Source organism: Micromonospora sp. WMMD967 (genome assembly GCF_029626165.1).
In the GTDB taxonomy this organism is placed as follows: Bacteria; Actinomycetota; Actinomycetes; order Mycobacteriales; family Micromonosporaceae; genus Micromonospora; species Micromonospora taraxaci.
Window position 1 is genome coordinate 888074 of the sequence record NZ_JARUBK010000001.1, and the last position, 22542, is coordinate 910615.

Below are 22542 nucleotides of genomic sequence, written 5' to 3' on the forward strand. Positions count from 1 at the left end.
CTTTCGCCGCCCGATGAACCGATCATGAACATGATCTTGCGAAAGACTGCACTTCACGAACTACTTAGCCTTACTCAGGACCCGGAAATGCGCTGCACAAACCAGACGAGCCCCATGATGGACACCGCCCCCGAAACGGCCCCGGTCGCCCAGATACCGGCTTTCGGCGCACGGCGACGCAGCACGAGCAACAGCGGGAAGACGACCGCGATAATGGTCAACTGCACAACTTCGATGCCGACGTTGAACACCAACAACGACCACAGCAGGGTCCACGACCACGCCTCGTCGATGCCCAGCGCGCCGGCGAAGCCCAGGCCGTGCACGAGACCGAAGCAGAACACCACGCCGAAGCGGATCCAACCGGCCCGGTCCAGGCTCAAGTGCCCGTGCCCGGCCGTCTCCAGGTCGGCCGCGTGGGTGCCCCGCCGCCAGATCCCCCACAGGTGCCAACCCGCGACGACGGCGATGGACAACGCGATCACCGGCTCCACGATCGTCGCCGGCACCTCGACCAGGCCGAGGGCGGCGAGCATGAACGTCACCGAGTGCGCCAGGGTGAAGCTGGTGGCCGCGAGCACGATCTCGCGAAGCCGCCGCGACCCGGCGATGAGCGCCAGCAGGAACAGGATGTGGTCGATCCCGGACAGCAGATGATCGGCGCCCAGCAGGAAGAACTCCCCGAACCGGTCGTACCACGCCTGACCGGTGGAGAAGGAGGGGTGGGCCGCGTCGAGCGCCGCGCTGCCCGTACGGCCGTCGATCTCATAGGTGACGATCGTCTTGGTGCCCTTGACGTAGCCCTCGCCGTCCGGGAAGAGGTCGCTGCGGACCTCGTGCTCGTCGACCCGCTGGGCGCAGGTCCAGTCCAACAGCAGATCGGCGTACGGCACGCCCTCGCGCTCGCCGATCGTCGCGTCGCCCACCTGCGTCGGCCGGCACGCCGTACTCCCCGACGTGACCGAGAGACGGTCGGAGACGTAGCCGAGGACCGTCGACGCGTGGCTCTTCAGGGCTGCGGCCTGGGCACCGGAGTCGCCAGCCTCGAAGGCGGCGGTTCCCGCCTGGAAGAGCGGATCGTCGCCACCGGCATCGGCGGCCGACACGACGAGGAGGTCGTATTCGAGTTCGACCGCCGTGCGAATGTGACCCTCGTCTCCCGACGTGATTTTCGTGTACACAGTCGACGAGAAACCGTGTGCGGACGCCGCTTGGGCGCCCAAAAACGGGATCACGGCCGCGGCGATCCCGACAGCGGTGACGATAACGGTGCGGCGGACGCGGCCCAACATGCGACTCCCTCGGTTGGCCAGTGCACGTTGCATGCCGTGGGTGAACTCCAACCCGCGCGCCGACGAACCACCGGAAAACAAAATCCTCGAACGGGCACCCACAGATTGCCGCCGGCCGGAATTGCGATAGGAATACGAGAAAGTACGCGCACTCCCCGCCACCTTCCGGAGGACGATCACTTTGCGCCCCCCGCTTCGGGCCGTTGCCATGTTGGCCGCGACCGCCGCGCTGGTCACCGCCTGCAGTTCCGGCGACGACTGGTCCCAGCCGCGTCCGGCGCCCAGCGCCATCGGCACACTCGGCCCCGGGTTCGTCGACCCCTCCACGAAGCCCGCTCCGGAAGCGACCATCACTCCGCGGCCGGGTTCCTGGGACGACGTCCACCCGCCGAAGGACTACCGGGTGGTGCTGCTGACCGCCGGCGACGACGCCCCGACCAAGGCCCTCGTGACAGCCGTCGAGGAGTGGGCGGACGACGAGCACGTCGACCTCCGGACGATCGTCGTCGGCAACGCACACGACGCCGTTTCCCACATCGCCAAGGCCATGGAGATGGGTCCGGACCTCATCGTCAGCGCGGGCAACGACCTCATCGACCCCCTCGCGCTAGTCACCCCGAGCCACCTCGACGAGAAGTTCCTGGTGGTGGGCGCGGAACTGGCCGAGCCCACCCACAACGTCACAGCCGTCGACTGGGACGGCGCGTCGTTCCGTGGCGAAGGGCTCGGGGCGTCGTCGACGTACGACCCGGCCTCCTTCACCGGAGAGAGGTGCGCCGCCGCCGTCCGGGCGGGCGTGGCCGCCGTGCTCAACGACCTGACCGGGATCGTGGTCTGGCTCTAGACGGACGGAAGCGGCCTACCTCGGCCCACGGTCCTCGAACTCATATGTGGTGGTCAGGCCCTCGGGCAGGTCGGGGACCAGAGCGTTGGTGCCGTCGACCACCTGGACGTAGCGCCTGCCCTGAAAGATCGAATAACTCCCGTCGGCGACCTGGTCGATCCGGAAGAGCTGCGTCGAGGCCGCCGCGTCGCACGTCCGACCGCGTACGCTCCCCGGCGCGGCGTCGTGCACGACTGTCATGCAGACCTCACCGCCGCCGGACGGTGCGGCAAGCACGATCCGGTACCTGTCCCCCTGCGGGCGGAGCACCCACCGAACCGCGTCGTCGACGCCCGGCTCACTGATGGCCCGCACCTGGTCGGTGCCGACGCTGATCGCCAACGCGGCACCCTTCATGCCCGGCACCACGATGCGGACCTGACGCTCGCCGGCGAGGATCTCCTGTGGTCCGGCCGAGGCCGTCGCGGACGGAACCACGGACGGTGGGGCCTGACTCGCCGGACCACCAGCGGGCGTCTCGACGTCGGCACGCGCCCGCACCACGGCGGTGCCAGCCGCGACAGCCACGATGGCCAGGCCAACGGTGCCGACGGCTGCCCGGCGTCGCCGCCGTTGATCGCTGCGACGGCGCAACGTCTGGGCCCCCGGCAGCGTGGCGACTCGCCGGACCTCGTCGGCGATCGCCGCGAGATCGTCGCGCGGATCAGCCATGGGAGGTCTCCTCCTGGTGCTCGTCGGCCAGCAGCCCGGCCATCGCTCTCCTCCCACGGGCGAGGTACGTCTTCACCGTCCCGACCGGCGCGTGCATCTCCGCTGCCACCTCTGCGACGGTGAGGTCGTTGAGGTGGTGCAGCACGACGGCCCGGCGCTCGTTGGCACTCAACCGCTGGAGCGCCTGCAACAGCGCGACGTGGTCCTCACTCAGACCCGGCACCCCCTGGTCGACGGCAGCCCGACGATGGGCGCGTACCCGGTTGAACGCCTTGCGCCAACTGCTCACCGCGATCCGTGAGGCCACCCGGCGGACCCAGGCCTCCGGGCTGTCCGTCTCCCGGACCGTCCGCCAACGCTGCCAGGCTCGCATGAACGCCTCCGCGACAGCGTCCTCCGCCTCGGCACGGTTGCCGGTCAGCGCGTACACGTGACCGACGACCCGCCCCGCACAGGCCGCGTAGAGGGCGTCGAACTCCTCGGCGTCACGCATCCGACCGGTGCCCTCCCACGCCTCGTCCCCTGGTCACCGCCCGCATGCAACCCGCCGGGGTGGACCGGCCCGAGCAGCGCGGGGCGGATTTGTGACCACCGTCACACCGAAGTGATCAACCTGACGACCCAGCCAGACGTCAACGTGCCGCCCCGGGAGAGGCCCGTGGCGGAGAGGACGATGTGCGACGACGGCAACGACGCGCCCTGACAGCCGGCGTACTCGCGACCGTGCTGGTCACGGTGAGCCTGACGGCCCAACCGGCGAGCGCGCAGGAGCAGCCGACGGCTGCGGTCTCCGGCACTCCCGGGACGTTCACCCTGATCACCGGCGACCGGGTTTCGCTGGACGCGACAGGCCACCCGGAGATCCAGCGGGGACCTGGGCGGGCCGGCATGCGTTTCGTCAGCAGCCGGGAGGACGGCCACCAGTACGTCGTCCCGGTCGACGCGATGCCACTGCTGCGCGACGGCCGGCTCGACCGGCGGCTGTTCGACCTCACCACGCTCGGCGAGTTCGGCTACGACGACCGGGCGGCCGAACTGCCGCTGCTGGTCGCGTACCCCGAGAACAGGCCGGCGCAGGCGCGGACCGCGACCGCCGAGGGTGACGGGCGGGTGCGGGCCGACCTGCCGGCCGCGCACGCACTGGCGGTCCGGGCCGACCGCGACGACCGGGTCACGCTCTGGACCTCGCTCACCCGCGGTACGACGTCGGCGCGCACCCTCGCCGCCGGGGTCACGCACGTCTGGCTGGACGGCAAGCGCGAGGTCTCTCTCGATCGCAGCGTGCCGCAGATCGGCGCGCCGGCGGCCTGGCAGGCAGGGTTCGACGGAACCGGCGTCACCGTCGGCGTGCTGGACACCGGGATCGACGTCGACCACCCCGACTTCGCCGGGCACCTCACCGAGGTCCGGGACTTCACCGGCGGCAACGACCCGAGCGATGCGGTCGGCCACGGCACCCACGTGGCGTCGACGATCGTCGGCAGTGGCGCCGCGTCCGGTGGCAGGTACCGAGGTGTGGCACCGGGAGCGAAGCTGCTGGTCGGCAAGGTCTGCGCCACCACCGAATGCCAGGACTCGGACATCATCACCGGCATGCAGTGGCTCGCGCCGCAGGCACGGGTGGTCAACCTGAGCGTGGGCGGCACCGACGCACCAGGTCTCGACCCGCTGGAGACCGCGGTCCAGGAGCTGAGCCACCGCCACGGCACCCTCTTCGTGGTGGCGGCCGGCAACGAGGGCAAGCCGAAGTCGATCTCCTCGCCGGCCTCCGCCGACGACGCCCTCGCCGTCGCCGCCGTCGACGCCGACGACCAGCGGGCCTACTTCTCCAGCCGGGGTCCGCGCGTCGGCGACAACCACATCAAGCCCGAGATCAGCGCGCCCGGCGTCGACATCGTGGCCGCCGCCCCCGGCGGCGACTACGCCACCATGTCGGGTACGTCGATGGCGACCCCGCACGTGGCCGGCACCGCCGCCATCCTCTCCGGGCAGCACCCGGACTGGACCGGCCCGCAGCTCAAGGCCGCCCTCATGGGCTCGGCCAGACCGACCGGCGAGGACACCGTCTACGAGCAGGGCGCCGGCCGGGTCGACATCGCCCGGGCTGTCGCCCAGCCGGTCGCCGCCGACGTCGCCGCCATCGACTTTCCGGTCCAACGCTGGCCGCACGCCGACGACACCCCGCTCACCCAGGTCGTCGGCTACCGCAACACGGGAAACATCCCGGTCACCCTGACCCTGTCCGTCGCTCCCGCTCCGGCCGGCATGCTCACCGTCAGCCCGGCAACGCTCGTGGTGCCGGCCGGTGGCCGTGCCGAGGCGACGATCACAGTGGACACCCGGGCGGACGCCCCGGACGGTGTCTACCAGGGGGCGCTGACCGCGAGCGGCGCAGGCGACCTGCGGGTACGCACACCCTTCGTGCTCAACCGTGAGATCGAGAGCTACGACGTACGACTCGACCACACCGGCCGGGACGGCAAGCCCGCCACCGAGTACACGACGGTGGCGGCGAACCTGACCACCGGAGAGTTCAGCACCCTCGCCCCGGGCGGCGGCACCCTACGGCTTCCCAAGGGCCGCTACGCGCTGTACAGCACCATCCACGAGGGTGACGTCTCGACCATGCTCGTCCAGCCGGTGCTGGACGTAGGCGGCCCGGTCACCGAGGCGGTCGACGCCCGCAGCGCCAAGCCGGTGGCGGTGACCGTGCCCGAGCGCGACGCCGCAGCAACCTCGATCAACGTGAGCGCCAACTGGGACGACGGCTTCCGTTACCCGGGCGTGCAACTCAGCGGGACGTCAGTCGCGGATGTCTTCTTCGGCCGGATCGGACCGGCCGTCACCGCACCCGAGTTCACCGCCACACTGGGCGTCGGGCTCGCCCGGCCGGGCCGCGACGGCACCTTCCGGAACAGCCCCTACACCTACGACATGGCGTACGTCAGCAAGGGCGACATGTTCACGGGCCTCGCCAGGAAGCTGTCACCGAAGAACCTCGCCACCGTCCGGACGACCTACCGCAGCCAGTCCACGACGACGACGGCCACCCGGTTCCACCGCGCCTCGGCACCCGGCGGCTCCGGCCCGATCGGTTCGCGCACCCCGGTCGACCTGCCGTTCCACGGTACCGAGTACTACAACACCGACGGTGGCATCACCTGGACGTCCACCCTCGTCGAGGGGGACAACAGCACCACCCAGGAGTCGACCTTCACGGCGGGTAGGTCGTACACCCAGACCTGGAACGCGGCGCCCTTCGGCCCCACCGTGGCCCAGGCCCCGGCCCTCGCACCCCTGGGGTACGCCGGCCGCGACGGTGACACCATCTCGGTCGCGGCGCTGCCCCTGTTCGGCGACGCCATGGGCCGCCCGGCGAGCCGCGACGACCGGCCGACGCAGATCCGCCTGCTGCGCGACGGTAAGGAGGTCGGCACCTCGGACAGCCCCTGGGCGGAGTTCGCGGTACCCGCCGCCAAGGCCGCCTACCGTCTGGAGGCCACCATCACCCGGGGTGCCCCGGACACCCTGTCGACGTCGGTCTCGGTGGCCTGGACCTTCACCTCGGCGTACACGGCGTCGCCACAACGGCTGCCACTGACGACGGTCCGGCCGATGCCCGTGCTCGACGACACCAACACGGCCCGCGCGGGCCGGATCATGACGATTCCGGTGACGCTGGACCGGCAGGCTGACTCGAAGGCGGCGGCCAACCGCTCGCTCACGGTGTCCGCGTCGTTCGACGACGGCCGCACGTGGGTCGCGTTGCCGGTGCTCCGGGACGTCGCCCTGATCAGCCATCCACGCCGGCCCGGATTCGTCGCGCTGCGAATGACCGCCACCGACACGGCCGGCAACACGGTCACCCAGACGATCAAACGGGCGTACCGGATCACCTGACGGCAGCCGGGTCCGGGGCGGTGCCCGCGTCGGCCGCCGCCCCGGATCGACCCCCGACACGCCGCACCGGTGACCGAGGACACGGTGCGCGGATCCGTCCGGCAGGGTGGAATCAGATGCGTGAGCAGAGCAAACACCACGAGTGAGGATGGGACGCGCGCTCTGCCGAACCGCCCTCCGGCTTCCACCGACGGTGACGACGCCCCCACGCCGGACGAACCGGTGCGAGAGACCGCAGCGCACCGACAACGCTGGGCGGTGGAGATGATGGCCGTCGCACCCGACGACCAGGTGTTGGAAATCGGCTGCGGTCGAGGAGCTGCCGTCTCCCTGGTCGCCGACCAGCTCAAGGCCGGTCGGATCATCGCCGTCGATCGCTCGGCGACGATGGTCCGACTCGCCGTCGAACGGAACGCGAGCCACATCGACGCCGGTAGGGCCGAGATCCGATGTGCCGGCTTCGAGTCTGCCGACCTCGCCGCTCACCGCTTCACCAAGATCTTCGCGGTGAACGTCAGCCTCTTCTGGTTGGGCGACGCGACCCAGCACGTCAACCGGGCACGAAGCCTGCTCGCGCCCGGTGGCCAGCTCTACGTCTTCGGCGAGCGACCCAGCGCCGCACACGCCACCGCGAATCTCACCGCTACCGAGCTGCTGCTCCAAGCCCACGGCTTCGCGACAACCAGGTCGAGCGTCGTTCGCGGCAAGGGCCGTGTGCTCACCTGCGTCAGCGGCACACCGAACGATTAGGCCAGGGCCCCACTGGCCGCCGCCATTTCCGGGACTCAGCGGGGCAACCGTCAATTTGATCTATCACCCCCGGTGCATGCCCTATCCGGCTTGCAGAGGTGTCGTAGCATTGACCGCGAACGTTATTCATCCCGGCTCGGGGAGGGATCGGCATGAAGTTCGACATGGGGGCGCAGACTCTCGGCAGCCTCACGAAGCAGACGCAGGGTTCGTCAGATGATCTCGGAAGTCTGATCAAGCAGCTGATTGCCGCCGCCGAGCCGTTGCAGGGCAACTTCAACGGTGCGGGTCGGGTGGCTTTCGACTCGTTCAAGGCCAACGCTGATTCGATCACCGCCGCGCTGAATTCTGCGTTGGGCGCGATTCTCGGCGGTCAGAGCGGAATGGATTCCGCGTTCGGTCAGGGTGACACCGAGATGGCCGACAACGCGTCGTCGGCGGCGGGGACCGCCAACTTCGACGCCGCCAGGTTCTCGAGCAGCCGCTGATCCCGGGGGAGTGGGCAGGTTATGAGCACGGACCGACGCAGTTTTGACGTGAGCACCTCGCAGCAGGTTCAGGGTGACCTCGCCGGGATCATCGCCCGGTTGGAGGCGGTGATCTCGCAACGCAGCGCCGACGTCTCGGCGGCGATGGCGGACTTCCAGGCCGATGGCGTCTCGGACGAGTACCGGACGGTCGAGGATCGGTGGAACCGCGCCGCGAGTGAGGTGCGCACGATCATCGATCTGGTCAAGACCACCATGGTGAAGAACGACGACACGGCGACGACCACGTTGGCCAAGGCGCGCACGGCGGTGCAGTCCATCGGCTGAGCCCGGCTTCTACTTACCAGTGTTGACGAGGGAGCACTAGCGTGAGCGCCTGGGATATCTCCCCCGGTGGAGTGCGTGACGTCCTGAATCGCACGCATGCCGCGGCCGCCCCGTTCGAGGGGCAGATGAAGAACTTCAACTCGGCACTGGAGGGTTCTGCCGTCCAGTCGAGTTCGGAGATCGTCGGGCAGGCGCTTCAGGGCTTCGTGGAGTCGATCCGTAAGGACCTCGAGTTCGTGTTCACTCGCACGGGGGCGTGTATGAATGCGGCGGCGCAGGCGACGAACGCCTATGTCCAGGGCGATCTGGACATGGCAGCCAACGCGCAGCGCAGCGCCTCGGCGGCACCCGACCCGTCGGCCACGATGCCGGGCCCGGGCCGTCAGGCGGTGCCACGATGATCAATCCGGGTGAGATCCCGCAGATCCCCGGCAACATGGAGTTGTTGGCCAGCCACGCACAAACGATCAAGACGACCGGCGTCGACTTCGCCAACACCGGCCAGGCTGTCGACACCACCTGGCAGGGTCTGGCCGCGGTCTACGAGGCACCGGAGGCGGCGCAGTTGTTCGCCGCCTCCGGCCCGATCCGCACCGTGTCAGCGTCGGTCGGCGAGGACGTCCAGGCCGTCGGCACCGCCCTGGCCACGTACGCCAGCGAGGTCAAGGAGATCAAGGCCCAACTCGCCGCGCTCAAGGGTCAAGCCGAACAGTTCGTCGCCTCCACCAACGGCGACGAGGACTGGCGCGAGGACGAAGGCAAGGTCGACAAGCACAACGGGTTGATCTCCGCGGTGAACACGCAGGTCGCCGCGTTCTTCGAAGCGCAACGCAAGTGCGCCAACACCATCAACGCCCTCTACGGTGGCCGCCAGTACCGGGCCGACAACGCCGACGGCACAGTCGAAGACGGCGAGTACGGCTTCGACGCCAACACCCTGAACGCCGCGGCGGGTGAGGATGGGGCGCTGCCCTGGGGCAGCACCGAGGAACACGACCGTGGCTTCCTCGGTGACGTCGGCGCGTTCTTCGGCGGCATCGGCGAAGGCTTCGTCACCATGCTCGGAGACCTCGGTGCGCTGATCGGCCGCGACCCCACCACCGGCGAATGGAGCTGGGGCACCGCCGGTCAGTCATGGTTGGGCCTCGGCAAGTTCGTCTGGGCGGTCTCCATCTACGTCAACCCGGTCACCATCGTGATCGACCAGACGGTCGGCATGCCGTTCATGGAGAAACGCGAAGCCGGCAACCTCCTGCTCAACGCGGGTAAGACCATCATCGCCTACGACATGTGGGGTGAGGACAAGTCGAGGGCAGGTGGCCTCGCCGCGTTCAACATCGTCTCCGCCGTCGTCGGCACCAAGGGCGCCGCCTCCGGTCTGCGCGGCGCCGGCGCAGCCGTCAACGGCATCCGGGGCAGCGCGACCGCCGCCCGCATCAGCGCCGGCTTGGTCCGCGCCGGCAACTGGCTCGACAACCTCCCCACCGTGGGCGAGGTCGCCATCAACTTCGCCAAGAAGTTCGACATCCAGATTCCGCAGCTCGGGCTGGTGCCCTCGATCGCGGGCGACGTACCCACCACCCGCGGCTTCGACGTCGAGATGCCGAACGAGCGCGGCGGCAATCAGATGAACATGGACGGCGGCAACCGTCCCGGAGGCAACAACCCCGGCCCCGGCACCAACCTCCCAGGCGACACCCCACCCCTCAGGGACCTGCCCGGCGACACCCCACCCGTCCGAGACCTGCCCGGCGACACCCCACCCGTCCGAGACCTGCCCGGCGACACCCCACCGACCAGGAACCTGCCGGAGGACAACACCCCGGGCAACCTTCCCGACGACACCCCCGGCAACCTCCCGGACGACACCCCCGGCAACCTTCCCGACGACACCCCCGGCAACCTTCCCGACGACACCCCCGGCAACCTCCCGGACGACACCCCCGGCAACCTTCCCGACGACACCCCCGGCAACCTCCCGGACGACAGCCCGGGCACCACTCCCGACGACAACGGATCGGCCGAGGCGCCACAGCGCATCCCGGAAGACCGCACCAAGCCACAGGTAATCGGCCGAGTGGAGGGCGACCTCACCCGTGACGCCGACGGTCTCATCACACACGTCGACGGCAAGCCACTGGACGAGTACCTGCGTGACACGGCCACCCGACGCACGGACGAGATCCGGGACATGCGCACCAACGGCGCGTTCTCGGCGAAGGACGCGGGGCCGGTCAACTCGGTCGCGGTGGACCTGCGTACCGGCGAGATCTTCGAGGGCATCAACGGGCGTCCCCGAGACGTCATCCCCGACGACAAACTGCATCCGATTCTCCGGGAGCGCCTCGAGGAGATGCGCGCCAACGGCCCGTACCCGCAGTACAACCGCGACGGCACTCCGATGATGCGCGACGGTGAGCAGGTAATGACCCCGTACCCGCACGGTGACAACCCGCTGCGGCACGCAGAGGTCAAAGCCGTCAATGAAATGTTGAATAGGCGTGGTCCGGACGTCGATGCCTCAGTGATGTCCGAGTTCCGTGTCGACAACCGATTCCCGTTCCGAAACGAGGGGCCAGTGCCCGCACCATGCTGCGCGAACTGCCATAGGCTGCTGGCGGGCACGCCCAGCAACGCCGGGCGTCTCACCTATGACAGTGGCCACCCCGACAGCGCGTTCATCCCGGAGTAAGCACTATGCGAGTCGATTACGACGACGTCGAGACCGAGGACGACCTGCGGGTGACCTACCAGGGCGAGCCGTTCACCGGCGAGGTGGTCGAACGTTCGCCGCAGGGTCAGGTCGTCGCCCTCACCACGTACTTCGAGGGCATGGAGGACGGCCCTTCGGCCGAGTGGTACCCGACCGGCGAGCGCAAGGCTGAGGGCAGCGTTCGTTACGGCACGGCTGTCGGCGTCCACGAGGAGTGGCACCGCAACGGCAACCTTGCCAGCCGGGTCGAGTTCGACGACCAGGGCAGGATGCTCAGCCAGCAACGCTGGGCCGAGGACGGCACTCCGATCGAGAGCTAGGTGACAGGAAGCTGAGCACGTCCGCCTGGACGCATCCGATGAACAGGCTGCGCGTCGAAGTCCCGCAAGTGCTCGCGGGGAGCCCGACGCGCAGCCTGTGACGTCGTCAGCCCTTACGGAGTTGATTTCCTGTGACCGGTCCCTGGGTTGCCCCCGAGTTGCTGGCCGCCCTGCCAGCACCCTGGGGCTTGGCGGATCCCGTCGCGCGCGGCAAAGCGACGCGACAACTGCCGCCCGACCCGCAGCAGCGGGCCGACGCCGTACGGGCGTTGGAGTTGTGTCTCGCCTACCTGATGGACGTCAAGGACCGATACGGCGACGAGACCGACTGGGGTCTTCCCCGGGCGTTCTTCGACGACTACTGGTTCGTCTTGTACGCGAGGCTCAAGCAGTCGATGCCGACCCTCGCCGACGTCACACCCGAGAGGGTCCGTGACTGGGCTGAGGCGTACCTGGACGCGGGGGCCGTCTTCGGCGCCACCTGGACGACGCCGCCGGACGACGTCATCGACCGCATCGGTCGGTCCTGGGTCTTCTTCATCCTCCGAGGGGCGACGGAGAGCCTGGTTCGGTGGCTCCGCCGGGTCGGGCCCGAACACCTGGACGAGTCGGACCGAGCCCGAGTGGTCGACCTGCTCAAGGAGGTGACTCCTCGTCTGCAGTGGCGCCTGACGATCATCACTATCCCGACGATCCTCGATCTCGGCGGCCCCGACGAAAAGGGCTACTTCGATCGCCTGGCCAACGAGCCGGGTCTGCACGAGAGGACCCGTGCCGAGGCGGAGAGTGTCAGCTCGTGCATCGACCGCGCACCCGAACCGATCTAGTCGGTCAGCCGGCGCCCTGGCCGGCGGTGCTCAGGCCGTACCTGCGCAACACGGCGGTGAGGTTCTCGTACGGGGCGCCCGGCCCCCTGTCCACCCTGTACCACCACGCGCGACGCGCGCCCCGGCCGAGCGCCCGGCCCGGGATAACCTCCGGCTCGGAGTCGAGCGCCTGTTCCTGACGGCCGACCAGGATGCCCAGCGGCAGCGCGGGGAGGCTCGGCGTGCTCGACCGCAGCCCGCCGGATCGGCCCGGGTGCACGGTCACGATCATGCTGCGTACTGTCGTCGCCAGCTTCTCGGCGAGTGCCTCGACCGTTTCCTCATCGACCTCCGACAGCGGAGGGCCGGCGAGTCGGAGCTGTTCGCGGACGCCGACGTCGACCCGCTCGACCGTCAGGACCCCGAGCAGCGCCGAACGTCGCTCCCCGCCGACGATCGCCACGCTGGATGGTGCCGGTGCCCGCGTACGGCAGAACGAGGTGAGCTCACGGCGCGACCACCGCTCGGTGACCGGCTCGGCGACGCCCCACCCGACCGGATCGTTGCCGGTGAGGGCGCGTACGGCGGCCTCGGTGCTGGCGCCGAGGTCCAGGGCCTCGGTGGCCGGGTGCAGCGTGACGATCTGGATCTCCAGGCCGCCGGACCAGGGTACGGCGGTGGGCAGCGGACCACCGGTAGGCGACCCGTTGGACGCCGAGAAGCATCGGCCGTCCCAGCGCAGGGGCAGCCCGGTGAGCCCGTCGCGGTACTGGTCGCCGGCGCGCACCACCCACTGCCCCTGTGCCTGCGCCAGCATCACTTCGAGCGGGTACGTGATGGCGCCGTCGGCCGGTGTGACGAGTTGGAGCAGCAACCCGTTGCGGACCGCGTCGACGGCCGCCTCGGCGAGCCACGGCGAGAGGCCGACCACCGCGCGGTTCTGGTGCAGGACGACGGCCCGGTCGGTGATCGTGTCGGTCGCGCCGGTCATCGGTCCGCCCATGTCAGTCCTCCCGTTATCGAGACCAGCGCGGTGGTGAAGCGGCGGGTCACCTCGGCGGCCCGCGGGTCACCGTCCGGTGCCCGGCTCTCCACCCACCAGACTCTGCCGCCGAAGGAGTCGTCGAGCGTGACACCGAGCAACCGTTCCGCCTCCCCCGGCACCTGAACCAGCCGCGCGGTCTCGACGGTCAGCAACAACCGACCGTCGGCAGGGTCGAACAACTGCACCAACCCGGCAGAGTCGACAGTGTCCATCTTGAGGTCGGAACCGACAGCGACCAGGGCACCGATCATCGTGGCGGCGTCGGGCTCGGAGCGGCACAGGGCCACCGTGTCGTACGTCATCAGCGCTCCTTGGTCTCGCCGAGGTACGCGGTCTGCGTCATGCGTGGGGGGTGACCGGGGCGGATGAGCTGCCCGCGCCCCACCGGCAGGACCGTCGGCCGGACCCCGGTGAACAGTTGCCCCTCGGTGCGGTCACCGGACATGAGCAGGCTCAGGCAACCGGCCTCGCGCACGGCCAGTGGGAACGGCTCGAACAGGCCGCGCGAGGCGCCGGCCACCCGACGTGACATGACGACGTGCAGCCCGGTGTCGCGCGCGGCCGCCACGTAGGGGACGAACGCGCCGAGCGGTTGGCTGGCCGACGCGGCGAGGATGTCGTAGTCGTCGATGAGCAGCACGATCCGTGGCCGCGCCGACTCGGACGGCTGCCTCGTCGCGAGTTCCTTGCACACCGCTGCCGACAACTGCTGGGCGAGCGTCGCGTTGGTGGCGTACCCACCGCAGTAGGCGTCCGGCACCACGTCGGCGAGCCCTCGACGTGGATCGAACACGGCGAACACCAACTCGTCGGAGGTGTACTGCCCCATCAACTCCTCGGCCACGAGCCGCAACAGGTTCGTCTTACCGGTACGGGGGTCGCCGAGGACGAAGAAGTGCTGGTCCTGACCGAAGAGGTCGAGCACGGCGGGGGTGAAGTCGCTCTCGAACCGGCCGAAGGGCACCACTCCGTGCCCGGCGGGGGTGCCGGCGAGGTCGGCCAGCGGAAGCACCGCGGGGAGCACCCGCACGGGTGGCGGCAGTGGCCCCGACCACGATCCCCGTACCGATTCGGCCGCCGCGACCAGGCCGGCGTTCGCCGGATCCGGCTGACCGTCGAGGCGCGGCAGAGCGATCTGGGCGAACAGCTTGCCGCTGGTCAGCGCCCGGCCGGCCTGGTCCGACGGGATGCCCCGGGCCAGCCTGCCGTCGATGCTGGACTCGGCGGGTTCGGTGAGCCGCAGCTCGATGCGGTTGGCGAAGGCGACCTGTTGGGCGGCGCGAACCTCGTTCCACCGCCGGGCGGTGCCGATCACGTGGATGCCGTAGCGGCCGCCTCTGGCGAGCAGGTCGTGCACCTTGGGTTCGAGGCTCTCGAACTCGGTGTTGAGCTGGCCGTACCCGTCGATCAGCAGCACCACGTCGACACAGCCGACCTCCGCGCGTACGCGTTCGTCGGCGGCCCGGAGGTCGTCGATGGTGTCGAACTGGTGCTGGGTGTAGATCCGCTGGCGTTGCGCGAGCATCGCGTGCACCTCGTCGACGGTGCGGCGGATGCGCTCCCGGTCCTCGCGAGCGGCGACGCCGCCGACGTGGGGCAACCCGCCCAGGCCCGCCAGTCCGTTGCCGAGCAGGTCGATGCCGTAGATGCCGACGTCGGTCGGACGGTAGGTGGTGGCCAGACCCAGCGCCAGGGTGCGCAGCGCTGTCGTCTTGCCGGTGCCGGGGCCACCGAGCACGAGTGCGTTGCCACCGCTGCCGGCCAGGTCGACCAGCCAGGGGCCCTGCCACTGACGGGCCGGGTCGTCGAGGCGTCCGAGTGGTACCCGCAGCCCGGTGCCGGACTGCCCGGCGAGGTCCAGCCGGAGACCTTCGGGGGTGCTGCGGATCCCGTCGGCCACCTGGTCGAGGGTGAGTGCGGGTGGCAGCGGCGGCAGCCAGATCGCCTGGACGCGCTGGTCACTCGTGGCCATCTGCTCGACCACGGTCGACAGCAACGTCGGGCCGGTGGTGCGCCTGGTCGCCTTCGGCTCCTCGGGGATGTCGTCGTCGGTGTCCCGGCGGACGGTGCCGAACACCGGCATCGGCTTCGCCATCGGGCCGACGATCGGGGCGAGTTCGGCGTCCGCTCCGTCGGTGAGGGGACCGGACACGTAGGCGGCCTTGAACCGCTGGTAGATGGAAACGTCGACCTTCAGGTACCCGTTGCCGGGCAGAGGTGGAAGCTGGAACGCGTCGACAGTGTCCAGAACGGTGCGCGACTCCATCTCGGTGAGGGTGCGCAACCCGAGGCGGTAGGCCAGGTAGTTTTCCAGGCCGCGCATCTTGCCCTGCTCGACCCGTTGGCTCGACAGCAGCAGGTGCACCCCGATGGACCTGCCGATCCGCCCGATCCGGAGGAACAGGTCGATGAACTCCGACTTGGCGGCGAGCAGTTCGCCGAACTCGTCGATGAGCACGAGCAGGTGCGGCAGCGGGGGCAGGGTGCTGCGCTCGCCCTGCACCGCGCGCAGCAGGTGGTACTCGACGATGTCGGTGACCTTGCCCGCGTCGGCGAGCAACTGCTGGCGCCGCTGCACCTCACCGTCGAGGCTCGTGTACATCCGTTCCACGAGCGCGGCGTCGGCGACCAGGTTGGTGATCAGCCCGGACACGTGCGGCATCTCGGCGAACGGTGCGAACGTCGCACCACCCTTGTAGTCGACGAGCACCATCGCCAACCGTTCGGGTGGGTGGCTCGCCGCCAGGGCGAGGACGAGCGTCCGCAGCAACTCGCTCTTGCCCGACCCGGTGGCGCCGACGCACAGGCCATGCGGGCCCATGCCGAGCTGCGCGGATTCCTTCAGGTCGAGCATCACCGGGCGTCCTACCGGGTCGACGCCGATCGGTACACGCAGGAAGTCCCGCTCGCCCCTGGGCCGCCACAGCGTGGCCAGGTCCAGGTTCGTCGGATCGGACAACCCCAGGAGGTCCTGGAAGTCGGCCGGCGGCGTGCCGGTGCCGTCGTCGTACGAGTCGGCCGACAGCCGCAGCGGTGCGATCCCCCGTGCGAGGCCCTCCACCAGGGGCACCGGCACCTCGTCGACAGCGCCGACCACTGTCATCGGCGGCGACGCCGTGAGATCCTCCAGGACGAGCGAACCGGAGTCGATGGTGATTCGCCGGGAGATGTCACCGGGCTCGTGCAGCCGGTCGGCGAGCAGGTGGACCACTGTGACACCGAGGCTCCCGAGGCCCACGAACTGGTCGGGGCTCGCCAGCGCCCGGGCAACCTGCCCGTGGGCGTCGTCGATGACCAGCAGCCGCGAGCGCGTACGGGCCTCGGCCCGTCCGGCGTTGTGGCGGAACGACTTGAGCGCGCTCGTGGCCCGCTCCTCCAGATCCCCGGCGAGGAGTTCGGCAAGCGTCTCGGGTGCGGTGACCAGCAGCGGGGTCGGGCCGCTCGGACCGATCGAGGACCGGTCGAGCAGGTGCGGCAGCCAACGCGCCCACTGCCAGCTCGTCGCCCGCTCCGGCGTGGTGACGATCGCGAGCGTCACGTCGTCCGGGGCGTGGAACGCGGCGACCTGGACGAGGATGGCGCTGGCGAGGGCCACCACCGCGTCCCGGTCCGGTGAGATCACGCTGACATCGCCGGCGCAGTCCAGGTCGACCCGGAGCGGCAGCCCTGGAGTCAGTTCGAATCGGCGCATCAGCGACTGCGCCTCGTGACGCATGAAGGGGTCGAGCGGGTTCGTCGGTGTGCTCTGTTCGCGCAGTTGGATCGGCCGCACGGGTAGCGCGCCCATGCCCACCCGTACCTGCAGGAAGTCGATGTCCGCGCGACGACGCTCCCACAGGCGCGCCGGGCTGCGGATCACGTCGAGCAGCCGGCTGACCGGCGGATCCAGCACCGTCGCCTGTTCCTGGAGGCGCTGCTCGTCCTCGCGGAGCTGCTCGCGTAGCTCCTCCAGGTAGTCCTGGTACCGCTCGCGCTGCACCCGACGCTGTCGACCGGCCTTACCGAGCTGGGTGAGGTACATCGCCCCGGCGGCGGCCAGCGCGACGACCATGACGACCGCGCCCAGCGCCGCGAAGCCGGAGCCGCGCATGAACATCATCATGCTCATCGCCACGCCCGCGCCGGCCATCGGCAGCAGCGCCTGGAGCCCCACCGCGGATCGGCCGTCGGGGAGCTGCGGTGGCGCGTCCAGCACCATTGGTTCCATCGTGGACACGGGCCTCGCAACCCGGGTTGGGCGGTGCACCATACGCGTCGACATCAGGGCGTCCTCCGGTCACGTCCGCCGGGCCGTGGCCAGCGCGAGGCCGGCCGCGCGGGTCGCCTCGACGAGCGTCGCCTCGCCGATCCGCGACGGTGTGATGAGCGCCCCGGCCGCCAGGTGACGGTCGTAGGGCAACACCACCACCGGTACGCCGGTGTTCTCGATCAGCTCGCGGGCGGCGTCGCCGAGGAGCGCGGTGCGCCCGTCGGGGTTACTGGTGCTCAGGACGACCACCACCCGTGCCAGCCACGCCCCGTACCCGCCGTCGACGATCCGGCGCAGCGCCTGGTAGGTGGCCCGGACCCCGTCCGGCGTCCCGGCGGCGACGAGCACCACCGAGTGGGCGTCGGCCATGGCCGCCGCCGAGGTGCGGGACTCCAGGCCGGGCGGGCAGTCGACGACGGCGACAGCGAAGAGCCGCGACAACGCCCGCGTCACCTCGCTGCACAGCGTCGGGTTCGAGGTGCCGCTCGGCAACACCCACAAACCCGTTCCGGTACGCGGAAGGAGTGGCTCGAGAGCGCGGAGGTCGCCGCCCCGCGCCGCGATCAGGTCGGGCGCAAGCCGTTCCAGGGGCGGCTCGCCGGGCGCGCCGAGCCGCCAGGTCAACGACCCCTCGTACGGGTCGGCGTCGGCGACGAGCACCGGATCCGCCCGCCGCGTCGCGAAGACCGACGCCAACACCGCGGCCACCGTGGTCTTTCCCGCCCCGCCGTGCACGGAGGCCACCGCGATGCGCCGGCCGGTGTGGACCGGCACCTGCACCTCGGCCGCGAGGTCGGCGAGCTCCCGGGTTGCCCGGCCACTTGTGAACATGCGGCTGGCGGTGCGCCACAAACGCCGCAGGGCCGGGTCGCCGGGGAGGACGCGCCGCACGAGCGACAGGTCGTCCGCCTCCGACCTCGCCGGCTCGCCGGGCGTCCGAGGGGTCGGAGCCGGTCGGGCCGGCGCCGACGACGGCGGGCGGGGGGCCGCGGCGGGGGTGGTCGAGCCTCTCGTCAGCCGCCGCTGAGGTGGGTGCGATCCGTGCCCCCCGGAATGGGTCGGCCCGGGAACCGGTGGAGCACTCATGCCACCGCCTTAATCAGAACGTGTCGAGTAGTCGCGAGTAGAGCCCGAACACCCCGACCGCGACGGGGACCAGTGCCATCACCGTCAGCGCCTCGACGCGGTCGGCGTACTGCCGGGCTCGGGCCAGAGCGTGCGACGGCGGCCGGTAGGCCAGGATCACGAGAGTCGCCGCGCAGAAGGCCAGCGCCACGAGCGGCGGGCCCCACCACAGGCCGGGCGCATCCCGTGCCCAGCGCGTCAGCAGGCCGCCCGCGATCACCAGCGCGGCAGCCACCAGCCCCACCACCTCGACGGTCAGCGGGAACGCCCGCATCCGCAGCAGCAGCGCGGCCGCCACCAGGGCGGCCAACACCAGAACCCAGGGACCCGCTGCGACGGCCAGGACGAGGCCGCCGAGCGCGGCCGACGTCGCCGTCGCCAGCGTCGCCACGGCCAGCCCACGATGTGCGGAGTCGACTGCGGCCAACACCGCGACGCGGCTCACCACGTCGTCGTTGCTCCGCCGGTCGTCGAGGCGGGTGAGCCCGGACGCGATCATCGCGATCCGGGGCAGCAACCCCAGCATTCCCACGGACACGACAGTCAGCACCGCAGCGACGCGCTCGGCGGGCACGGCGAACGCCAGGGGTACGCCCCAACCGGCCACCAGGATCAGCAGCGTGCCGCCACCGAGGACGCCAGCACGGCGGTTGCCCGTCACCGCTCCCACGGTGATGACGATGCAGCCGACGCCGATGGCCCAGAGCGCCCAGCGCAGGGTGCCCCCGCTCGTCAACCCGGGCACCATGGTCATGGTCATCGCGGCACCGCTGAGCAGGGCCGCGATCCCGACGGCCCGCCTGCCCACCAGCCCGACGACAAGGCCGGTCAGTGCGACAACGCCCCCGACGACGCTGACCCCCACGGGCCCGAGCTGCGGGGCGGCGAGCACCGCCGCCAGGCTGGCGGCGACCAGGCAGACGGCGGTGGCGGTCCACATTCGTGGGGCGAGCCCCCATCGTCCGTGGCGCCGGGCAAGGTCGTCGCCGACCTCGTCGGCGACGTCGTGCACGATCGCCGCCGGTGGCGCTTCGGAGATCGGGTCGACCCGCAGCATCGCGCCGTCGGCGACGGCCGCCTGCCGCAGGCTGCCGGCGGGATCGAGCACCGTGCCGTCGAGGGTGCTGATCTGGTAGCCCCGGGAGTCGTCCACCGGCTGGTGCCCGACCATGGCGACGATCTCGGGCAGCAGGAGGCCCAGCGGCTCGTCGGCCGGCAGCACGAGGTCGATGCGACGGCGCGCCCCGGCCAGGGTCACCCGGCTGAGTTGGCCAGCGGCGGTGGAGGGCTGCGTCTGGGTCATCGCGCCCCCTCCGACTGGACCGATGGTGGGTTGCGCGCCTTCTGCTGGTCGGCGATGACACCCTTGAGGAAGGACCAGCCCACACACCCCGCGCAGGCCACGGCCGTCAACACGAGCCCGATCCGCAACCAGCGCAACCCGTCACCGGTGGCCCGGACGCGGCGCTGCCTGCCCCACAGCAGCAACTCACGCATTCGGGCACGGCGGACCGCGACCGACTCGATGAGCTGGGTGTCGTATTCACGAGCCACGGCCCGATTCTATCCACGATCGCTAATCCACCGGAGGTGACGATCGGGTGGCGGCGGCCCCTCCATCTGGTCGTTCCTCAAGGATGGGCCCGCGACGGAGTCGTCCGTCGCGGGCCACCTTGCATTGATCAGCGTCGCAGGGCCACCAGACCCGGCTCAGCGTTGCAGGGTCAGCAGACCCGGCCGGTACGGCAGCAGCCCGTAGTCGACGCCGTTGGAGTTGGGCGAACGACCCTGGTAGAGCAGTTGCAGGTTGCAGGCGTTGACGGTCATCGTCTGGTCCGCGCTGGTCCGCAGCAGCTCACCGTGGCTGATGTCGTTGGTCCAGGTGGCACCGCTGTTGGCCTTGCCCGCGAACGGGTTGCTCTCGGACGTGGCCTGCGGCGTCCACGAACCACCCAGGCTGCTGGCGGTGAACGACCGGAAGTAGCGGCCCTGCGAACCGATGGCCTCGACGATCATCAGGTACTTGTTCAGGCCCTGGAGCTTGTAGACCTGGACGGCCTCGAAGAGGTTGTTCGTCGTGTCGGTCATGATCGTCGTGTAGTTGGACCCGAAGCTGCCCGGGAAGTTCCCGATCGGCATGCTCGCCCGGTAGATCCGGCCGTTGTCACCGGCGAAGAACAGGTACATGTTCTGGTCGTCACCGATGACCGCCTGGTCGATCGGTCCCGTCCCCGAGTTGGAGATGCTGCCGCTGAACAGCGTCTGCGGCGACGACCACCCGTTCGGGTTCGTCGGATCAGTCGACGTCCGGTACGAGAACGCCGGTCCACCCCACTGGTAGGCCAGCACCCAGATGTTGCGCGGCGCGAAGTAGAACAGCGACGGCGCGACGGTTCCCGAGTTCATCGCGTTCTGGCTGGCCGAGCCCATCTGGTTGTAGTTGCTGAAGAGGCCGAAGTTCATCGAACCCCAGCTCGACCCGAAGTCGTGCGTGGTCGCGTAGACGAGCTGCTGCCCGTTGTACGGCGCGACGGTGAAGTCCTTCAGCGACACCCACCCGGGCCTCGGCTGCGCCAACGCACCCGTCGACGACCACCGGTACGACGAGGGAAGGTCGCAGGTGCCGGTCGGCGGCGGCGTGGTGGTGGGCGGGGTGCTCCCGTCGACGCGGACGAGCTGCCACTGCTGGTTGGCGCCGTTCCAGTCGTCGTACTGCACGATGTTGCCGCCGTCGGCGGTCGAGGCGCCCTGCACCTCCATGACCCGGTTGCTGTTCCGGTTGATCAGCCGGACGTAGCCACCGTCCGAGTCGGCCAACCGGAACTGCTGGTTGGTGCCGTTGTTGTCGCTCCACTGCACGACGCTCGCGCCGTTGGCCGTCGAACGCTGGTAGACGTCGAGCACCTTGCTCGACAGCCGCGACTTCAGCCGGTAGTAACCGCCACCGGAATCCACGAACTGCCACTGCTGCTGGTTGCCGTTGTTGCGGGTCCACTGGGTGATCCGGGCACCGTCGTTCGTGGCCAGGTTGTACACGTCCAGGGCCTTACCGCTGTTGCGGTTGACCAACACGTACCACGCGCTCGTGTCGACAGTCGCGGCGGCGGCGGGTGACTGCACCACCGCCACGGCGACACCACCGGCCATCACCGCCGCCGCGCCGGCGGCGAGAAGCCGGGGCAGCCATGAGCGCCGCCGCGCGGGCGGCGCGATCGACGGAGACCTATCTAGGGCAGACATGATCCTCCTCAAATGACCAAGAGCCGAACGGCCTGCCCGGAGCTGGGCCCACCGCGACGCGTGGCCGGGACCAGACATCCCAGCGTTAGCGTTAACAAGACGCCTGGATGCCCCAACGCACGCCTGATTCGAGATCGACGAAGCAGGGCTTGCCCGGGAAGCCAGCATCTCGTCGTCCTTAGGCATCGACTGTGAGCGATAACATGGCGTTCGTCAAGACGTAACGTGCTGGGAACATCGATGGCTGCCACCGCGCTGGGTGCGACGTGATCGCACGGCACCACCCCGTGGAGCTGGGTCCTCCTCATCGCCGGCGGGCCGGTCCTGTTCGTGCTCGGACGGGTGGGCTCGGAGTACGTACTCCTCAACCAGCTACCGCCCACCCGCTTGGCCTGGCTGGCGCTGTTGCTCGCCACGACGCCGGTGCTGACCATGCTGGCCCCGGTACTGACCATGATCGCCAGCGCGACCGCGCTGGCCGGTATCACGATCACCGACGTGCGGCAGATCCGACGCGTCGCCTGGCGGACTAACCCCTGCCTCCTACATGAGGGACGGCCCCTCCGAACGGCACTCCCGCGCCCCTTCGCCCATACCGTCATGGGCAGGTCCGGCGCGACGGAGGGCGACCTCCGGTGACCAGCGCGACCGGGCGCGGACGGGGGATGTCCGGCCTCAGTCCAGGCCGCGTCGGCCGGGGTGCGGGCGCACCCGGTCGCCGGCTCACCGCTG

General features: G+C 70.1%; 20 protein-coding genes. 10 read left to right on the forward strand and 10 right to left on the reverse strand.

The genetic code is table 11. The features are described from left to right. Positions 1 to 74: 74 nt before the first annotated feature. Positions 75 to 1529, reverse strand: a complete 1455-nt coding sequence (locus O7631_RS04195) for a HupE/UreJ family protein (RefSeq protein WP_278143091.1) — start codon at positions 1527 to 1529, stop codon at positions 75 to 77. Here O7631_RS04195 and O7631_RS04200 point away from each other — a divergent pair. After that, on the forward strand, positions 1501 to 2136 hold the full coding sequence (locus tag O7631_RS04200; RefSeq protein ID WP_278143092.1) for a hypothetical protein: 636 nt from the start codon (positions 1501 to 1503) through the stop codon (positions 2134 to 2136). The two genes, O7631_RS04195 and O7631_RS04200, sit on opposite strands and share 29 nt — an antisense overlap. Before the next feature lie 15 nt (positions 2137 to 2151). Here O7631_RS04200 and O7631_RS04205 read toward each other — a convergent pair whose 3' ends face one another. Both O7631_RS04205 and O7631_RS04210 read right to left on the reverse strand, forming a co-directional pair. Continuing rightward, positions 2152 to 2847, reverse strand: coding sequence for a hypothetical protein (locus tag O7631_RS04205; RefSeq protein WP_278143093.1), 696 nt, complete (start codon positions 2845 to 2847; stop codon positions 2152 to 2154). Beyond that, positions 2840 to 3340 (reverse strand): sigma-70 family RNA polymerase sigma factor, encoded by a 501-nt coding sequence (locus tag O7631_RS04210; protein WP_278143095.1) that lies wholly within the window; start codon positions 3338 to 3340, stop codon positions 2840 to 2842. Before O7631_RS04210 ends, O7631_RS04205 begins: the two co-directional genes overlap by 8 nt. Positions 3341 to 3522: 182 nt before the next feature. On the opposite strand from O7631_RS04210, the gene O7631_RS04215 reads away from it, so the two are divergent. The 8 genes from O7631_RS04215 to O7631_RS04250 all read left to right on the forward strand — a co-directional run bounded on the left by O7631_RS04215 (position 3523) and on the right by O7631_RS04250 (position 12172). Beyond that, positions 3523 to 6747: a S8 family serine peptidase gene (locus tag O7631_RS04215; protein WP_278143097.1), complete on the forward strand. Its 3225-nt coding sequence runs from the start codon at positions 3523 to 3525 to the stop codon at positions 6745 to 6747. Positions 6748 to 6969: 222 nt separating this feature from the next. Continuing rightward, positions 6970 to 7497, forward strand: a complete 528-nt coding sequence (locus tag O7631_RS04220; RefSeq protein ID WP_278143098.1) for a class I SAM-dependent methyltransferase — start codon at positions 6970 to 6972, stop codon at positions 7495 to 7497. A 152-nt stretch (positions 7498 to 7649) separates the two neighbouring features. Then, positions 7650 to 7985 carry a hypothetical protein gene (locus O7631_RS04225; protein WP_088987184.1) on the forward strand — a complete coding sequence of 112 codons (336 nt, stop codon included), beginning with the start codon at positions 7650 to 7652 and terminating at the stop codon, positions 7983 to 7985. 21 nt (positions 7986 to 8006) lie between these two features. Beyond that, positions 8007 to 8312: a pore-forming ESAT-6 family protein gene (locus O7631_RS04230; protein WP_278143100.1), complete on the forward strand. Its 306-nt coding sequence runs from the start codon at positions 8007 to 8009 to the stop codon at positions 8310 to 8312. A gap of 41 nt (positions 8313 to 8353) precedes the next feature. Beyond that, positions 8354 to 8713, forward strand: a complete 360-nt coding sequence (locus O7631_RS04235) for a DUF6507 family protein (protein WP_145778476.1) — start codon at positions 8354 to 8356, stop codon at positions 8711 to 8713. After that, positions 8710 to 11004: a YwqJ-related putative deaminase gene (locus O7631_RS04240; protein ID WP_278143101.1), complete on the forward strand. Its 2295-nt coding sequence runs from the start codon at positions 8710 to 8712 to the stop codon at positions 11002 to 11004. The genes O7631_RS04235 and O7631_RS04240 overlap by 4 nt, the downstream gene beginning before the upstream one ends. 5 nt (positions 11005 to 11009) lie before the next feature. Further along, the gene (locus O7631_RS04245; RefSeq protein WP_278143102.1) at positions 11010 to 11345 is read left to right on the forward strand and encodes a hypothetical protein; all 336 of its coding nucleotides are present in this window, start codon (positions 11010 to 11012) and stop codon (positions 11343 to 11345) included. Positions 11346 to 11476: 131 nt separating this feature from the next. Further along, positions 11477 to 12172, forward strand: coding sequence for a hypothetical protein (locus O7631_RS04250; RefSeq protein WP_278143103.1), 696 nt, complete (start codon positions 11477 to 11479; stop codon positions 12170 to 12172). 4 nt (positions 12173 to 12176) lie between these two features. Here O7631_RS04250 and O7631_RS04255 read toward each other — a convergent pair whose 3' ends face one another. The 7 genes from O7631_RS04255 to O7631_RS04285 form a co-directional block, all read right to left on the reverse strand. Beyond that, the gene (locus O7631_RS04255) at positions 12177 to 13154 is read right to left on the reverse strand and encodes a DUF6177 family protein (RefSeq protein ID WP_278143104.1); all 978 of its coding nucleotides are present in this window, start codon (positions 13152 to 13154) and stop codon (positions 12177 to 12179) included. After that, positions 13139 to 13498, reverse strand: a complete 360-nt coding sequence (locus tag O7631_RS04260) for a hypothetical protein (protein ID WP_278143105.1) — start codon at positions 13496 to 13498, stop codon at positions 13139 to 13141. Before O7631_RS04260 ends, O7631_RS04255 begins: the two co-directional genes overlap by 16 nt. Further along, positions 13498 to 17394: a type VII secretion protein EccCa gene (eccCa, locus tag O7631_RS04265; protein ID WP_278143106.1), complete on the reverse strand. Its 3897-nt coding sequence runs from the start codon at positions 17392 to 17394 to the stop codon at positions 13498 to 13500. The genes O7631_RS04260 and eccCa overlap by 1 nt, the downstream gene beginning before the upstream one ends. 78 nt (positions 17395 to 17472) lie before the next feature. Further along, on the reverse strand, positions 17473 to 18276 hold the full coding sequence (locus O7631_RS04270; protein ID WP_278143108.1) for a hypothetical protein: 804 nt from the start codon (positions 18274 to 18276) through the stop codon (positions 17473 to 17475). Between the two features lie 268 nt (positions 18277 to 18544). Then, positions 18545 to 19873, reverse strand: coding sequence for a type VII secretion integral membrane protein EccD (gene eccD / locus O7631_RS04275; protein WP_278143109.1), 1329 nt, complete (start codon positions 19871 to 19873; stop codon positions 18545 to 18547). Continuing rightward, a complete protein-coding gene (locus O7631_RS04280) occupies positions 19870 to 20124 on the reverse strand; it encodes a hypothetical protein (protein ID WP_278143111.1) in 255 nt (84 codons plus the stop codon). The genes eccD and O7631_RS04280 overlap by 4 nt, the downstream gene beginning before the upstream one ends. Before the next feature lie 156 nt (positions 20125 to 20280). Continuing rightward, positions 20281 to 21810 carry a non-reducing end alpha-L-arabinofuranosidase family hydrolase gene (locus O7631_RS04285; RefSeq protein WP_278143112.1) on the reverse strand — a complete coding sequence of 510 codons (1530 nt, stop codon included), beginning with the start codon at positions 21808 to 21810 and terminating at the stop codon, positions 20281 to 20283. Between the two features lie 330 nt (positions 21811 to 22140). Between O7631_RS04285 and O7631_RS04290 the strand changes: the two genes are divergently transcribed. Further along, positions 22141 to 22449 carry a hypothetical protein gene (locus tag O7631_RS04290; protein WP_278143114.1) on the forward strand — a complete coding sequence of 103 codons (309 nt, stop codon included), beginning with the start codon at positions 22141 to 22143 and terminating at the stop codon, positions 22447 to 22449. Positions 22450 to 22542: the final 93 nt, after the last annotated feature.